We start from the raw sequence: 16,392 nt of genomic DNA on the forward strand, positions 1-16,392 counted from the left end.
CTGTAAAGAGATGCATCCTACACCTTTATAAAGCCGAGATAAGACCTCCCCCTGACTGCCCCTTTGCATATCATCTGTAATAGGTACAGCACCAAATCAACCGGGGTCCCAAAAGCCAGAGACAGAATAACAGCAACAAAGATCATAAAATTAAAACATTAGAACAATCTCAGAGAGAAAACTCTGGATTACCAATGCTACTCTCTCTCCCTGGCAAAAACAGATGACATATAGCTATTAACATCAAACTTGCGACGGCATCCCGCCTCATTCATATACCGAATCTTACCGAAAACAGGACGTTCTGCCCAGGCCCTGTCATGCACCCCTCCAATTGACCAGGCAACCCCCGCATAGCCATTGGGATCGCGACCGTCAAGTGAGTACCGATCGTTAAGCCTTATGGCATATTCCAGGGCAGTTTCCGGGTTAGGTGTCCATTCGAGTATCTTCTTAGCCCAGTACATTCGTAAATAGCCATGCAATTTACCGCTCTGGACGAGATCAATTTGGCAGGCGTTCCAGAGCTGTTCATGGGTGTTGCCTGCTTCCAAATCGTGGAAGGAATAGAGATACGCCCTCTCATCACAGCGATGCTGATCAAGTGATTTACGGGCCCACGCAGGAAATCCTGCAAAAGTATCGTATAAGGGCTCGTACAGGCAAAAATTATCAGAAAGTTCCCGCCGTACAATCAGTTCCTCCAGAAAAGGCTCCTTGGTCTCTATAGGTAGTTTGTCCCTCGACACAACCCAGGCCAGGCGCTGGGCGGACAGATGCCCGAAATGCAGATAAGGGGATAATCCCGACTGCCCGTTCAGACAGGGATTGTTCCGGCGCTCCGAATAATTTTCAAGTCCAATCTTAATAAAAGAATCAGCTGCAAACTGAGCACTTGCTTCGCCAGCCCCTCTCAATTCGCAGCCGGAGGAATTCAACGTGGAGATAACCCTTGCAAGAGAGCTTGAGCCAGCAAGAGCCAAAGTGTGAGCCCAGCTAAAAGGATGATGCTGAAGAGGAGGGATATCTGTTAAAAAATCATCCAGTAGGCGTTTAATTTTGGGACGGATGGTATAGGCAGCGTACTCTTTCTTGTCTGAGACCATCCAGGCGGGAATGATATTATGGGTATCAACCTGGTAAATAGGAGTGACCACCTGTGCTATCAGCTGTTCTGTCCATTGCCGCTTAATACGTAGTGGATCAAAGTCACTTACAAGTAGATGGGCGTCAATCTGACGGAGAAATCCTGGCAGGATATCATCAGGAGACTGTTCAAATAAGGTGAAATGAATATTCATCTCATGCAGTTTTTTCTGCATACGAGCAAGGCCTCTCAGCATGAAGAGGTACTGACTAGATTTGGCACCAAGGTAGTCGGGAACAAGACAGAATACGACCAGTAGCCCTTTCTGGCGGGAGATGGCCTCCTGTTGGGCCCATAAAAGAGCCCAGTTATCCCGAACCCTCTGGTCACGCGACACCCAATAGACAACCGGCCCATCGCCCCGACGCCCGTTCTTCAGGCGACGACCCCTCCTTACTATATCTTTGTTTCTTCGATTTATATCCATTGTTAATAATTGTATATAGAATTTATAGAACTAACAATTGCTATTCCCCCTCCACCTGTTAGATACTATCTATAGTCGGGGCAAAAAAACATAAAGTCAACCCTATCTGAGAGGCCTATCGGCATGGATGAAAAAATCAAAATAGGTATCAGCTCCTGTCTGCTTGGCAATGAGGTCCGTTTTAACGGTGGGCACCAACATGACAGGTATATCACCGATACTTTAGGAGATTTTTTTAACTTTGTACCAGTCTGTCCCGAAGTCGAATGTGGACTTTCAGTGCCCAGAGAATCAATGCGCCTGGTGGGTGATGCCAGGTCACCACGTCTCATCACCAACAAAACGGGCATTGACCATACGGACAAAATGAATAAATGGGCCTCTGTCCGCCTTGAAGAGCTTGAGCAGGAAAATCTTTGCGGGTTTATTTTTAAGAGCAAGTCACCATCATCGGGCATGGAACGGGTAAAGGTTTATGATAAAAACAATGTCCCTCGAACTATCGGGGTCGGTCTTTTTGCCCGAGCCTTCATGGAGCATTTCCCAATAGTCCCGGTCGAGGAGGAAGGACGTCTGCATGATCCTTCTTTACGTGAAAATTTTATAGAATCAGTTTTTCTCTACCAACGTTGGCGGAGCACTCTTAATGATTTTACTCTGAAAAAACTGGTAGATTTTCACACCCAGCATAAACTACTGCTGCGGGCGCACAGCGAGAATCACTACCGGGAAATGGGCCGTATTGTCGCAGAAGCCGGGTCTATAGAGCCAAAAAGACTTCTTAGCTCTTATCAAGAAAATCTGATGGCGGCCATGAGGCTAAAACCCACTGTGAAGAAGCATGTCAATGTTCTCATGCACATGATGGGATATTTCAAAAAACGCCTTTCAAGCGATGAGAAGCAAGAGCTCTTGGATGTCATCACTCGCTTCAAAAACAACCATATCCCGCTTATTGTCCCCATTACCCTAATGAACCATTATATACGAAAATATAATGAATCGTACTTACAGCAGCAGCATTATCTCAACCCACACCCGACAGAGTTAAGGCTTCGTAATCATGCCTGATAAACCTCAAAAAAAGACCGTTCTTATCACCGGCGCAACCGGTTATATTGGCAGAAAGCTCACACATCGCCTGGTACAAGACGCCACTGTCAATGTTCGCTTACTGGTGCGTAACAGGAATAAGGTCCAGGTTTCTATCGCCGATAAAGTTGATATCAGGGAAGGATCAACCTTTGATAAAGATAGCTTGAAATCCATATTGACAGGGATTGATACGGCCTTTTACCTGATCCACTCTATGGATTCAGGAGATAATTATCGAAACCTTGATAAAATCAGCGCCACAAACTTCAGAGAAGCCTGCATCGTAGCTGGTGTTCGACGAATAATTTATCTTGGCGGCCTGGGAGTAAAAGAGAGTGCCAGTGAACATCTGCTGAGTCGAATTGAAACGGGTGAGATTCTTTCTGAGAGAGTATCTGATATTGAAACAATATGGTTACGGGCAGGAGTCATCATCGGTTCAGGAAGTGCCAGTTTTGAGATTATCCGCAACCTCTGTCAAAAACTGCCCTTGATGATCACTCCGCGCTGGGTTCGCAGTCGGACCCAGCCCATCGGCATTGATGATGTTCTTAACTATTTACAGTCCGCCATCGCCCTTGTCCAACAGGGTAACCTCATTATAGATATAGGCAGTGAAGACCTTAATTTTCAGCAAATGATGGAACAGGCAGCTGAAGTCATGGGATTAAAAAGATATCTCTTCCCCGTTCCGGTTCTCACGCCCCGACTCTCCTCCTACTGGCTGATACTTTTCACCCCCATCCCCTACAGGCTCGCTGCAGCTCTCGTTGAGGGACTGAAAAGTGAAAGCGTATTGCAAAACGATAATGCTGAGCGGCTTTTCCCAGATATCAGGCCATCTTCTTTCAAACAGGCTGTTGAGCACGCCATGGATGAACTTGAGCGAAACCAGATTATAAACCGCTGGTGTGACTCCAACGCACAGCAGGCATGTAATATCAAGGATTTTGACAACCCTCCTGGGGCGATATTGCGAGATACCAGAATTGTCCCCTTTGCTCGAGGAGAACAACAGAAAGACATATTTCTATCAGCCTGCTCCATTGGCGGAGAAAAAGATTGGTTCAGATATAACTTCCTTTGGATGAGCCGAGGGACGATGGACAAAATTGCCGCCTATGGTCTCAGCAGTGAAAGACGATTAAATTCTGATTTACGTATCGGCGATGCTCTGGGTTTCTGGAAAGTTGCTGATCTCAAAGCAGGAAAAAGACTTCTTCTTCATGCCCAGATGAAAATTCCAGGCGAGGCTTGGCTCGAATTTGACGTGCATTCAAATCAACTGGTGCAAACAGCTCATTTTCTGCCCAAGGGTTTATGGGGAAGATTATATTGGTACTCGGCTCTTCCTTATCACCGCTTTATTTTCAACAACTTAGCCAAAACAATTGTCAAAACGGCAAGAAGAATAGAAAAATAACCACAGATAATATCAAAAGAGAACTATCAGCTCAAAGAAAGTTTAACTTCTGCAAACACTCCGCCAGCCAAAGGTCTTTAGGCACTAAGGACTGTCGACAAATAAACTCTGCATGAACTCAAATATCCACTGAGTTTAAAAACCAGCAAAATCAATCACTAATCTGCCAAAATAGTTTTTTAAAATCAAAAAAAAAGGCTGTGACAAAAAGTCACAGCCTCTTAAGAGAACATAGCACTCTCTAAAGGGATGCTCGAAAAATTAAGCTTTTCAATAAAGATCAAGGCGCATGAAAAATTTTACCGCAGGCATATATCTGATATTCCGAGGATGAAATTTTTCATGCAACGCAGAGATTTGAAGAAAAGACTATTTTTCAAGATTCCCTAAATGCTAGAAGGGTACGTCGTTACCGGTTCCACCGTAGGCATCCGGGCCGGTAGGCTCAGGAAAGGAGTTCTCACCTGCGGAAGAGCTATCGGAGGAGTTGTTGCTGCCACGAGGGCTGAGCATCTTCATCTCTCGGGCTACAATCTCCGTTGAGTAACGATCGTTACCGCTCTGGTCCTGCCATTTGCGGGTCTGGATTTTTCCCTCGATATATACCCGGGCACCCTTATTCAGGTACTCGCCACAGATCTCAGCAAGACGGCCCCAAGCAATAACCCGATGCCATTCAGTGGATTCCTGCATTTGGCCACTCTGATCCTTCCAACGCTCGGTGGTAGCCAATCTCAGGGTTGCCACCTGAGTTCCGTTACCGGTGCTACGAATTTCAGGATCTGCGCCTAGATTACCAATTAAAATTGCCTTATTTATCATCTTTTATCTCCCAAAAAAAGGATAGTTATCTCTAAAAGAGCATTTGTTTAAATAGTACAGTGAATGAAAAAGAAAATATACTCTATTTATTATTTCAGCATGAAAGGCAAGCTTAAAAACCGATAAGACGATCCAAGATACGATCAAGAGCCGCCCACCTTGCACCACTCTGGGCCAGACTTTAGAGCAAAGCCCTCTACCTTTCGGGTAAAAACAAACAGAAACTCTCTGGGTCCCAAGTCTTTTATCTGCTTTTAATTTTTCTCCTGCAACTGATACTTATCTGCCAGTTGCAGATAATGTAGACCAATCTCCTCCTGGCCATGACGAACAGCGCCCTCCCCAAAAATATGGGCCTTACGCACCAACTCCCTGCGAGCAAGGAGCTCTTGAGCAGGGTTGAGCCGGGCGGAGAGAAGAAGACGCTCCAGAGCATCAATACGCAGACGATCCATACCAACCCGGTACTGATAGGAGACCTGATCATCCCGACCGCCCTCTTTTATGGTAAGGCGCTCATCTACCAGGAGAAAGGGATAGCGACAGCTGACCCGAAGCCAAAAGTCATAATCCTCACAGCAGCGCATTCCCTCATCAAAGAGCCCCACCTCACTAAAAATTGACCTGTGGAGCATTACCGTTGACATCCCCACAGCGCAGAGCTGCAGACAGTGGGCGAAGATATCGCCATGCCCGGGAATATGTTTCTTCTTTTGATTAAGATGTTCCCCTCGCCGCAACCATTTTTCATAGGTGTGACTTATACGCATTTCTGGTTGAGCGCACAGGGCCCCATACTGTTTTTCTATCTTTTTTTTATGCCAGTGATCATCGGAGTCCAGATAGGCGATATAATCAGAGGAGGCATGCTGAAGGCCATTATTCCTGGCGGCAGCAGGACCCTGGTTTTTTTGATAAATATAGCGAATCGGCACCCCCTGCTCTGCTTTTTTTTGCCGAATAAGGGCCTCAGACCCATCGGTGGAGCCATCATCGACAATGACAATCTCCGCGACCCTAAGGGACTGACGTAGCACAGAATCAATGGCACGGACAAGATATTGATCTCTATTATAAGTTGGGATAACAACTGAAATTGGGGCAAAATTCATAAATTGGCTATTTGTTTTTAAAATAATGATTTTCTATAGCTTTTCGGGACTCATCTAATTATACTGCTGTTTGAGTTAGCACAGCTCTTTGCTCCGACAAAAGATAGACATTATACTTCAAGGATGCAAGAGTAACCTAGTCTAAAGGAGACGTGAAAAGCTTATCGTCCACAGCAACCACGTCGTAAAACATTCGCCGCCCCTTTTCCCTAGATAACCAAAAACATGAAAAATAAGCATGATGCCTTATCCGCAGCAGAGGCTTCATAAAGAATATAGTAATTCAATAGTTTGGATTGGCATGTCTACAGATATATTAATTAATTCGAGAAGCTACGAGGTGCGTCTTGCTCTTGTAGAAAACGGAAATCTCAGTGAATTCCATATGCAGCGCCCTACAGAAAAGGGTCTGATGGGAAATATTTACAAGGGAAAGGTCGTACGTGTGCTCCCTGGTATGCAGGCCGCCTTCGTTGACATTGGCCTGGAGAGAACCGGTTTTCTCTATGTAGACGACGTATCATTTCTACCTGAGAACCTCGAAGTAGGTTGTCCGGCCCGCAACGCCAGCACCAACCCGCGTACCCAGGGCATTCGCATAGAAGACCTCCTCTCTGAAGGGCAAAACATTATTGTTCAGGTTACCAAGGATCCAATAGGTACCAAAGGGGCCCGCCTAACCTGCCACATAACTCTGCCCTGTCGTAATCTTGTCTTCATTCCCCAAACAGACCATATTGGTGTCTCCAGAAAAATTGATGACGAGACATTACGGGAAGAGCTCAAGAAACAGATAGAAGAGATCAGACCCGAAGGTGTCGGCTTTATTGTCAGAACAGTTGCCGAACATGCGACCCGAGAAGAGCTTGAGGCAGATATGGAGTTTCTCCTCATCCTCTGGGACGAAATTATTGTAAAAATCAGTCATGCCAAGTCGCCAGAACTCATCCACGAAGATCTCGACATAACACTTCGTTCTGTCAGGGACTTCTTCACCATTGACGTTGATAGACTGATCATTGACGACGAAAAAGACTATAAAAAGCTCCTGGGATTTGTCAAAACATTTGCCCCCCAGCTCCACAATAAAATCTCCCTCTACACGGATCCTATACCTCTGTTTGACGCCTATAATATTGAGGTTGAAATAGCAAAGGCAATAGAGAAAAAAGTTTGGCTCAGATCCGGTGGCTATATCATCATTGAGAGCACCGAAGCCCTTTCTGTCATAGATGTCAACACAGGTCGTTTTGTCGGCAAAAACAACCTGAACGACACCATTTTTAAGACAAATATCGAAGCGGCAAAAGAAATTGCCGACCAATTACGCCTACGCAACATTGGTGGTATTATCATTATTGACTTTATTGATATGGAATCAGCGGAGCACCGTGAACAGCTCTATGAGACCTTCCAAGAGGCAGTAAAAAAAGACAAGAGCCGAATCAATATCCTCAAACTTTCAGAGTTTGGCCTCGTGCAGATGACTCGTAAGAGAAGCAGTGAGAATCTCTATCAGCTCATGTGTGAATCCTGCCATTACTGCTCAGGAGAGGGAATGATCAAGTCCCGGCGCACAATCTGTTATGACATTTTTCGTAAGCTCAGTCGTCACACCAACAAAAATCACGGCACCACCGTGACCCTTCGGGTTCATCCACGCATTGCCGATATACTTGAAAACGAAGAAGAGCTAACCTTGGGTACGGTGGAAAAAGATATTGGCCGCAGAATTATCGTTGCCTCCTCCAAGGATCTTCATATAGAGAAATATGAAATTATCTGGCAACAGTAGAGCGGCAAAATTGCAATTATAAAATAATTTTACTCTAAGGCAGAAATCTTAACAGAGGAAATGCTTTAAGATTCCCTAATCATTACCCCATCACCTAAATAGGCTCGTCCATGGTAAGAAGACGTAATCGTAGAACCCTCTCCCTCGCTAAGGTTTTTTTAATCTTCCTCTTTTTCATTCTTATTGGCGGAGGCTTTGCCGCATACTTCCTCTTTTTTGAGCAGCAAGCACCCAAAATCACCCTGAACAGCAACCTCCAGTACCTTGGCAAAAAAGGCGAAATAAGCTTCACTGTCACCGACGAGGACAGTGGTCTTCGCTCACTTCTGGTTGTCGCTGAGCAGAATGGAATTAATCGCGATCTCTATAGCAAGGTATTCCCCAGAACAAACTATATAGGAGAAATTGGCCCGAAGAAAGAGAGCCAGCAGGTGTTTTTTGATCCGATAAAATCCGGCTTCAAAGATGGAGAGATCACCATCTCTATTGAGGCTCAGGATTTTTCTGCCCGTAATTTCCTAGCTGGAAATAAGACAACGATAAGCAAAAAGGTTGTTCTCGATACCAAGGCTCCCAAGATTCGACCAATCTACACCGAGGGATATATCTGGTCCGGTGGATCCGGTATCGTCATCTACCGGGTTGATGATGCAAAAAGCCTCAGCGGGGTTACCGTCAACGGTAAATTCAATCAGGGATTCCCTCTCCAGGATGGCCGTAAGGATGTTTTCATCTCCTATTTCGCCCTCCCATATAATACTGAAAGCATCTCTGAAATTTTCATCAGTGCAACGGATCAGGCCGGAAATTATAGCAAGATGGTTTTTTCCACCACCTTCAAGGCAAGTCCGAAGGTAAAGGATCGAATCAACATCAACGATCGATTCCTTGCAAAAAAAATCCCGGAATTTGAAGAAAACTCCTCCTATAAGATGGAGGGTGACAGGGTAACAAAATACGTCTTCATCAACAACCAGATGCGTCACGACAACAATGCTGCCATTGCCAAGATATGTGAAACATCTGAGCCAAATCGCCTCTGGCAGGGCAGATTTGGCAGAATGGCCGGATCATCCCCTGCGGGTTTTGCTGAACGCCGAAGTTATTACTACAAGAACAGACTGATAGACAAACAGGTACACCTGGGGATGGATCTGGCCTCAACCAGAAGGGCCCACGTCAAGGCGTCTAATACAGGCAAGGTTGTCCATGCTGACTACCTGGGAATCTATGGAAATATGATCATGCTTGATCATGGCCAGGGAATTTTCAGTCTCTACTCCCATCTCAGCCAAATTAACGTCGCCGTCGGAGAAGACGTCACCAAGGGGGCTACCATCGGCCTTACAGGGGCAACAGGCATGGCCGGCGGAGACCATCTCCACTTTTCCATACTGGTACATGGTACCTTTGTCAATCCACGTGAATGGTGGGATAGAAAATGGATTAAGGTGAACATCGACGACCCGATCCTTGACTCAAGAATGTAAGGTCGCCCCACCCTTTTCACCAGCTTTTTCATAAACATGAAAAAGCTGGTGAAACAGATATTAATCTTCTATCTCATAGTCAGGATGACCACAGATAGAACAGCGAAGGGTTTGATCTGCGTTATCAAAGATATACTCCCACTTCTTCTCTCGTATCATGTCTTCTTTCTCGATACCACAGGTGATACAAACCCATTTATCACCCTCTTCTGTTTCAAATAAGTGCATTTTTTCTCCCTATCTGGTATTTGCTTAAATAGATTTTTATAGAACCTAAAAAAGTTTATTATAAAGAAAAAGATTTCTTTATTTACAGCTAGTCACTTCTTACTACATAATATAAAAAATGAAAATAACTTCAAGAATACCCTTCCTGCTCTACGGCTATCTGGCAACTGAAATGCTTGCACCTTTTTTTGCAACCTTTCTGGTTATGAACGCTGTCTTTTTTCTTGTTAAGTTAATCCCCTTCTTAAACTTCGTTATCCAGCTCCATGTCGGATTTACAGATTTTGTCCGCCTACTCTCCTACCTCTTTTCCAAATATTTTTCTCTACACCCTGCCCATGGCCTCAATGCTTGGCATAACCATATGCTTCTCAAGACTGTCCACTGATATGGAGCTTCTGGCCCTAAAGGCAGGTGGGATATCTATATATAAAATTCTACCACCCGTTTTTCTTGTTGCCTCAGCCATTACCCTCATTGCCTTTTACTTTTCTACCCAGCTCATCCCTGCAAGCGAGCTAGCAATGAAAAAGCTCAGTTACCAGATACTCAAAGAAAAAATCGACCAAGGCATTCAGGCCCATAAATTCACCGATGCCATGGGAGACATTGTTATCTATGTCGACAAAGTCGACAAGGAGACGGGCGATTGGCACAATGTCTGGGTTTCTGACATGCGTGGGGTGAAACAACCCACCATAACCATGGCACGCAGCGGCAGCATGAAGAGCAACAGCAAACAAATGAGTATTACCATCAAACTAACAGATGGCAGTCTGCACCGCCCCGAAGAGCAGGGGACTGAAATCATCACCTTCAAAGATTACACCATCAATATGCCGCTCGAAACCGGTGGAAAAAACATTTTTATGCTGCATAAGAGATTACTGTCCATGCCTGAGTTACTGGAACAGGCAAAAAGATGGGGCAATGAATCGAAAAAGCGAGGTAGAATCTATCTTATTGAATTTCACAAGCGCCTCATCCTCCCCATCGGTTGTCTGATGCTCAGCTTCCTGGCCCTGCCTCTAGGCCTACAGGCACGACCAGGAAAAAAGGCAATCGGCATCCCGGTAGGACTCGGAATATTTATTGTTTACTATATCCTGCATACGGTTGGCAAAGAGCTTGCTGAGGCAGGAACTGTACCCCTTATTCCTGCCCTATGGCTTCCCAATGTACTCTTTTTTCTCCTCGCTATCTTTTGGATTTATCGAGCCACAAATGAGAAGGGACTTTTTCCTACCAGGTGCTCTCTTTTTCTGACAAGACTCTTTTCCAGACTGAAGAGAAAAATAACCCGTCTCAAAAAAAATACCTAAGAGGCAAAGATGAAACTGTTTACCACCGAGCAGATGCGAAAGATCGACCATCAGGCCATCAACGATTACGGTATTCCCGGAGCAGTTTTAATGGAAAATGCGGGACGGGAGACAGTAGGTCTAATGCAACAAGCCCTGGGAACCTGCGCTAACAGCTTTATCCCAATCTTCATCGGCCCCGGCAACAACGGCGGTGATGGTTTTGTTGTTGGCCGCCACCTCTATCAGCTAGGGGGAAGACCAATTTTCTTCCTCCTCTCCGACCCAGAAAAATACACGCCGGACAGTAAACTCAACTTTCATATAGCTGAAAAGACAGGCCTGCCCACCTACCCCCTCAAGAGCGACTCAGACTTCCGGCAACTGACTACCATCTGCCAGCAGGAACTTGGAGCAGGCAGAAGATGCTATGCCCTCGTTGATGCCCTCTTCGGCATTGGCCTCGATCGGGAGATAGGTGACCACTACGCCCGTATCATTAACCTGATTAACGCCCAACAGAGGGACCGGGCCCTGCCCCAGGCACCTGTTATCTCCTGTGACATGCCCTCGGGCATCCACACCGAGACAGGCGCTATCATGGGCGTGGCCATAGGGGCAGACCACACGGCAAGCTACAGTTTCGCTAAACCTGGTCAGATGCAGGGGGCAGGTGCATCTCTTGTTGGTGACCTGCATATCCTGGACATTGGTGCTCCCCGGCAAATAGCGGCGAAGATAGCCAACACATTTGCTACGACCGGCAGAGAGGATGCCTGTAAAACCCTGAAAACGATCCGGAGAGGCCCTCTTTCCCATAAAGGCAGTCACGGCCACCTCCTGATCGTTGCCGGCTCTCTTGGCATGACTGGGGCCGCCATACTCGCTTCCGAGGCCAGTTTAGCCATGGGTACGGGACTAACAAGCCTTGTCACCACCAAAAGTCTCAATCCTATTTTTGAAATGCGCCTGGCCGAGGTGATTACCATCCCCCTCTCCGGCGAAGATAATTTTTTTACTGTCTCTCATTTTGAAAGAATATGTCAGGCTGCCATGGGCAAGAAGATAACGATTATTGGCCCGGGTATGGGAAATAACAGGACAAGTTTTGATCTGGTAAAAAAACTGTATCAAAACCTGAAGCTACCAATGCTCATCGATGCCGATGGCCTCAATGCCCTAGCCACTGAAAGAGGCCTCTTAACAAAAGCTGCCGGACCACGCATCTTCACCCCCCATCCTGGAGAAATGGCCCGGCTCCTCGACATCTCCACTGAAGAAGTAGAAGCAGACAGAGCAGCCGCGGTAGAAAAATTTATGCATATTTTCAGCGAAGTGAAGGTAGATATTGTCCTCCTCCTCAAGGGAGCGGCAACCCTGATCAGGGGAAAGAGAGGGCCACTTTTTATAAACTGCACAGGAAATAGCGGCATGGCCACTGGCGGAATGGGAGATGTCTTAGCGGGAATGATTGCAGGCCTTATCGCTCAGGGACTGGACCCAATGGATGCCACCAAACTTGGCGCCTACCTACACGGTATGGCTGGAGATAAGCTACGAGAGACAAGGGGTATTGGCTTCACGGCAAGCGAACTTGCCAAAACAATTCCCCTCTGTCGTAAAGAACTGGAAGAGACGAAAAACCCAAGCAAGACTACCAGACAATAGGTTCTAAGCCATGTTCGCCGAGATATTCATTACAGCGAACAAAAACATCGGAGCCGAGAAATCCCCTATAGGCCGAGAGCGGGGAGGGATGACTGGTGCTAAGAAGGCAGTGTCTCTTACCATCAATAAGCGACTGTTTCTTTTGAGCAAAGGCACCCCAGAGCATAAAAACCACATGCTCTTTTTGGCGTGAGATCGTCTCTATGATGTCATCGGTCAAACTATGCCAGCCAAGTCGGGCATGAGAATTTGCCCGGCCAGCAACAACAGTAAGACTTGCATTCAACAGCAACACACCCTGTTGCGCCCAGCGACTCAGATCAGAATTAAACCTCTTATCACTCTCTCCATAAACGCTTGAGCCAATCTCCTTAAAGATATTGCGCAGAGATGGTGGCACAGGCTGACCCTGCCGAACCGAAAAGCAGAGCCCATGGGCCTCCGGTCCCAAATCACGCTCATTAAAATAGGGATCTTGACCAATTATCACCACCCGGGTCTCGGAAAACGAAGTCTTCTCCAGGGCGGCAAAGAGATCAACTTTATGAGGAAAAACCTTCTCGCCACCACCATAGGCCTTCTCCGCCAACTCTCTATGGTAGCCCAAGCTCAAAAGCGGAACCATCTCCTCCCAAGATTCCATCAGGCCATCCTCGTCAACTTACTGCTCAAATGAAAGGAGTAGACCAATTGCACTATCTCCTCTACTGTTTTTTCCGCCAAGGTAAATTTACTCCCCACGGCCTGAGCCGTATCAGCATAGAGACAGGATGCCTCCCGAAGAACAACAGCGCTACCCCCGTTTTTCACCAACTGGCCAACGCCACGTAGAGAATCCCCGCCAAGGGCTGACAAAACAACCACCGCAGATTTCTTTCTAAAGACCTTGCTCACCGAGGCTATCATAACGTCCATGGGACCAATACCCGGGGCAAGTTCTGCCAGCTGCTCTAATTTCAAAGAGGTGCCGGAGGATCTTAGGCAGATTCTCTCAGCAGAGGCGGCTACATAACAGTTACCACCAGCAACAGAGATACCATCGACCGCCCTCTGCACAGGCAGGGGACTCATCGACGCCAAATAGTGGGTAAAGGAATCAACAGAGACAATGGGGGCGTCTATTACACAAATAATAGACCCTGGCATTTTCTGGGACAGATTAGGAATAATATCCAAAAGATTGGCAAAGGAACTGCCATCACCAACCAGCACCGTGGCAAAATTATTAAAGATATGTCTCTCATCTTTTCCGAACAGTATCAAATCGTCACACTGAGAGCAAACAATGGCACCACCCTCTAGCAGATCATCAACAAGCACCTGACGATGGCCGCAATCTTCACAAAAGACCACATCACTGGCCTTCCCCAAACTATGAAGATAAGATTGGGGTTCAAAACCCCTTCGAGGAGCAATCGTCATCCCGGAGGCAGCAAGAATTTTCCCAAGCAGGACCTGCCTGCTCTCGCCTGGATCTGGCAGAGAGAGCAGAGCCCCCTTAGCCATAAAATCAACCGCCCCCACCTTCAGGGCATCAAAGAACCTATACCCACTCTCCTCGGCAAGTTCAGAAAGAGCAATAACAGGAAGGGGATGATGTGAGAGTAGATGCCCCAGAGCTGTAAGCCCATCCATATAGGGCATTTCAAGGTCCATCAAGACCACATCAGGAGGAGAGGAGAGCACCTGCCCCAGGGCCTCAAGGCCATTACCTGCCTCAACAACCTTATCTATTACCGGGGAGGTCTCTAAAAAGGCCTTTATCTGTTTGCGAAATATGGGCGAGTCATCAACCAATAAAACCGAGATTTTATCTAAATTACTTTCCGTAGGCACTTTTATTCTCAGGGTAGAAGGGGAGAGGACTCATGAAAATATCGTTAATATAACCCATGCTTCATTATATAATCAGCCACCGTTGGCGGTAATTTCTGATAAAGATCACCCGATTTTTCAAAAGTTCGACGCACCTCCGTCGAAGAGACCTGATCGGGAGCACCCTCAAGCTCATACAGGGTAAGATAGGAGCTATGCTCCCAACCCAAAGGGGTCTGGACAAAACCAAGCTCTGTCAAAAACAGAACTGTCTGCGTTCTGGAAAAAAGCTTTCGAGGACATAAAATAAAATTTATCTCTGATAAGAGATCTCGATACGCCTTCCAGGTTTTCAACTCTATAAAGGCGTCCACACCGATAAGAAAAAAGAACTGAGCTTCACTCTTATAGAGGGGGGAGGTCTTGAGGGCCTGGAGGGTATCAACGGTATAACTTGGTCGAGCCAGATCCTGCTCGATGGTGTTACAGGAAAAACGCTTGTTACGGGAACAGGCAAGACGTATCATCTCTGCCCGGTGGGAAAACGGCACAATTTCATCCCCCTTTTTATGGGGTGGAGATGCCGCAGGCAAAAAAACAACCTGATCCAACTGGCACTGGGCTGCTGCAAATTCAGCCAACTGCAGATGTCCATTATGGAGAGGATTAAAGGTTCCCCCAAAAAGGCCTATCTTTTTCATTTTTTTCCACAACAAGAAAACATTGGCTCCTGCCCTTTCCCGACAAGAGCCATTTCAAATACTAGCTACGTATCTGCCCATCACCCAATATCACAAATTTTTTCGTCGTCAGCTCTTCAAGTCCCATGGGACCATAGGCATGCAACTTTGTGGTACTGATACCAATTTCTGCGCCCAAACCGAGTTCTCCACCATCATTAAATCTGGTGGAAGCATTAACCACAACGGCTGAGGCATCCACCTCGGCAACAAATCTATGGGCGGTGGTATAGTTCTCAGTAATAATCGCCTCGGTATGCTGAGATCCATATTTCCTGATATAGCTCTTGGCATCCTCAAAGGAGCGAACCACCTTGACACAGAGACAGAGGCGCAAAAACTCTGTTCCCCAGTCCTCTTCAGAGGCAGCTACAATATGCTCAGAAAAGGGCAGGCTCTGTGAACAACCACGCATCTCAACCCCAAGCTCTGCCAACTCTGTAGCAAGACCAGGCAGCACATCCGCCACAATATCCTCGTGAATCAAAATGCCCTCAAGGGCATTACACACGCCGGGACGTTGCGTCTTGGCATTGATAACAATGGGCGCTACCTTGGCAAGATCTGCGTCTTTATCAATGTAAGCATGACAGACGCCTTTGTAATGTTTAAGAACGGGAATAGAAGAATTCTTACTGACAAAACGAATAAGCCCCTCACCACCCCGGGGAATAACAAGGTCAATGGAATCCTCAAGCCCCAGCATAATGGTAATAGCCTCTCGATCGATCATGGGGATAACCTGGACGCTGTCAGGATTGACCTCAGCCTCTTCAAGGGCCCGACGGAGAATACTTGCCAGGGCCAGATTGGAGTGAATGGCCTCGGAGCCACCACGGAGAATAATGGCATTACCTGCCTTGAGGCAGAGGGCAGCCGCATCAATGGTCACATTAGGACGCGACTCATAGATCATGGCAATAACCCCCAAGGGGACACACATTCGGCCAACACTCAGGCCATTGGGCCGTTTTACTGAGCCGAGGGTCCGACCTACGGGATCGGGCAGGGCAATAACCTCTTTCAGCCCCTTGACCATTGACTCTATCACAGAATCCGTGAGGGCAAGGCGATCAAGCATAGCATCGGAAAGCCCCTTTTCTCTGCCAGCGGCAAGGTCTTTTTCATTTTCTTCCTGCAAAAAGGCCTTCTCTGCCACAAGTAATTCGCCCACCTGGGAAAGCACCGCATCTTTTTGGCGAGTAGCCAAGGACATCAGATCCGCCGCGGCCGCCTTTGCCCGAACACCAACTTCGACAATAGTTTCTTCCAGAGTCATACTTCCCTCACATCTCTATTATGGGAACCTTGAAAAATATCCCTTCCTGC

14 protein-coding genes are annotated in these 16,392 nt (G+C 46.8%); 6 read left to right on the plus strand and 8 right to left on the minus strand.

Annotation, left to right across the window (positions count from 1 at the left end; genetic code table 11):
* Positions 1 to 197: 197 nt before the first annotated feature.
* Positions 198 to 1,574: a deoxyribodipyrimidine photo-lyase gene (gene phrB, locus DP_RS13075; RefSeq protein WP_011189817.1), complete on the minus strand. Its 1,377-nt coding sequence runs from the start codon at positions 1,572 to 1,574 to the stop codon at positions 198 to 200.
* Positions 1,575 to 1,697: 123 nt separating this feature from the next.
* Here phrB and DP_RS13080 point away from each other — a divergent pair, with 123 nt between their 5' ends.
* Complete coding sequence (locus tag DP_RS13080) at positions 1,698 to 2,645, plus strand: YbgA family protein (RefSeq protein WP_011189818.1); 948 nt, start codon at positions 1,698 to 1,700, stop codon at positions 2,643 to 2,645.
* Positions 2,638 to 4,092 carry an SDR family oxidoreductase gene (locus DP_RS13085; RefSeq protein WP_011189819.1) on the plus strand — a complete coding sequence of 485 codons (1,455 nt, stop codon included), beginning with the start codon at positions 2,638 to 2,640 and terminating at the stop codon, positions 4,090 to 4,092. The genes DP_RS13080 and DP_RS13085 overlap by 8 nt, the downstream gene beginning before the upstream one ends.
* Before the next feature lie 393 nt (positions 4,093 to 4,485).
* On the opposite strand, the gene DP_RS13090 is transcribed toward DP_RS13085, so the two are convergent.
* Both DP_RS13090 and DP_RS13095 read right to left on the minus strand, forming a co-directional pair.
* On the minus strand, positions 4,486 to 4,914 hold the full coding sequence (locus tag DP_RS13090) for a single-stranded DNA-binding protein (protein ID WP_011189820.1): 429 nt from the start codon (positions 4,912 to 4,914) through the stop codon (positions 4,486 to 4,488).
* A gap of 254 nt (positions 4,915 to 5,168) precedes the next feature.
* Positions 5,169 to 6,026 (minus strand): glycosyltransferase family 2 protein, encoded by an 858-nt coding sequence (locus DP_RS13095; RefSeq protein WP_011189821.1) that lies wholly within the window; start codon positions 6,024 to 6,026, stop codon positions 5,169 to 5,171.
* Positions 6,027 to 6,327: 301 nt separating this feature from the next.
* Here DP_RS13095 and DP_RS13100 point away from each other — a divergent pair, with 301 nt between their 5' ends.
* Positions 6,328 to 7,821: an Rne/Rng family ribonuclease gene (locus DP_RS13100; RefSeq protein WP_041278021.1), complete on the plus strand. Its 1,494-nt coding sequence runs from the start codon at positions 6,328 to 6,330 to the stop codon at positions 7,819 to 7,821.
* A gap of 110 nt (positions 7,822 to 7,931) precedes the next feature.
* The gene (locus DP_RS13105) at positions 7,932 to 9,311 is read left to right on the plus strand and encodes a M23 family metallopeptidase (RefSeq protein ID WP_011189823.1); all 1,380 of its coding nucleotides are present in this window, start codon (positions 7,932 to 7,934) and stop codon (positions 9,309 to 9,311) included.
* A 60-nt stretch (positions 9,312 to 9,371) separates the two neighbouring features.
* On the opposite strand, the gene DP_RS18060 is transcribed toward DP_RS13105, so the two are convergent.
* Positions 9,372 to 9,539 carry a hypothetical protein gene (locus DP_RS18060; protein WP_156792307.1) on the minus strand — a complete coding sequence of 56 codons (168 nt, stop codon included), beginning with the start codon at positions 9,537 to 9,539 and terminating at the stop codon, positions 9,372 to 9,374.
* Positions 9,540 to 9,805: 266 nt separating this feature from the next.
* On the opposite strand from DP_RS18060, the gene DP_RS13115 reads away from it, so the two are divergent.
* Positions 9,806 to 10,861, plus strand: coding sequence for an LptF/LptG family permease (locus DP_RS13115; RefSeq protein WP_011189824.1), 1,056 nt, complete (start codon positions 9,806 to 9,808; stop codon positions 10,859 to 10,861).
* 9 nt (positions 10,862 to 10,870) lie between these two features.
* Entirely contained in the window at positions 10,871 to 12,508 is a 1,638-nt protein-coding gene (locus DP_RS13120; RefSeq protein ID WP_011189825.1) for a bifunctional ADP-dependent NAD(P)H-hydrate dehydratase/NAD(P)H-hydrate epimerase, read from the plus strand.
* Here DP_RS13120 and ung read toward each other — a convergent pair.
* The 4 genes from ung to DP_RS13140 all read right to left on the minus strand — a co-directional run bounded on the left by ung (position 12,495) and on the right by DP_RS13140 (position 16,342).
* Entirely contained in the window at positions 12,495 to 13,151 is a 657-nt protein-coding gene (gene ung / locus DP_RS13125; RefSeq protein ID WP_011189826.1) for a uracil-DNA glycosylase, read from the minus strand. The two genes, DP_RS13120 and ung, sit on opposite strands and share 14 nt — an antisense overlap.
* Positions 13,151 to 14,344 carry a response regulator gene (locus tag DP_RS13130; RefSeq protein ID WP_011189827.1) on the minus strand — a complete coding sequence of 398 codons (1,194 nt, stop codon included), beginning with the start codon at positions 14,342 to 14,344 and terminating at the stop codon, positions 13,151 to 13,153. Before DP_RS13130 ends, ung begins: the two co-directional genes overlap by 1 nt.
* Before the next feature lie 44 nt (positions 14,345 to 14,388).
* Positions 14,389 to 15,024 carry a nicotinate (nicotinamide) nucleotide adenylyltransferase gene (nadD, locus tag DP_RS17070; RefSeq protein ID WP_049785106.1) on the minus strand — a complete coding sequence of 212 codons (636 nt, stop codon included), beginning with the start codon at positions 15,022 to 15,024 and terminating at the stop codon, positions 14,389 to 14,391.
* A gap of 61 nt (positions 15,025 to 15,085) precedes the next feature.
* Positions 15,086 to 16,342 (minus strand): glutamate-5-semialdehyde dehydrogenase, encoded by a 1,257-nt coding sequence (locus DP_RS13140; protein WP_011189829.1) that lies wholly within the window; start codon positions 16,340 to 16,342, stop codon positions 15,086 to 15,088.
* Positions 16,343 to 16,392 lie beyond the last annotated feature (50 nt).

This window comes from Desulfotalea psychrophila LSv54 (genome assembly GCF_000025945.1).
Classification (GTDB): Bacteria; Desulfobacterota; Desulfobulbia; order Desulfobulbales; family Desulfocapsaceae; genus Desulfotalea; species Desulfotalea psychrophila.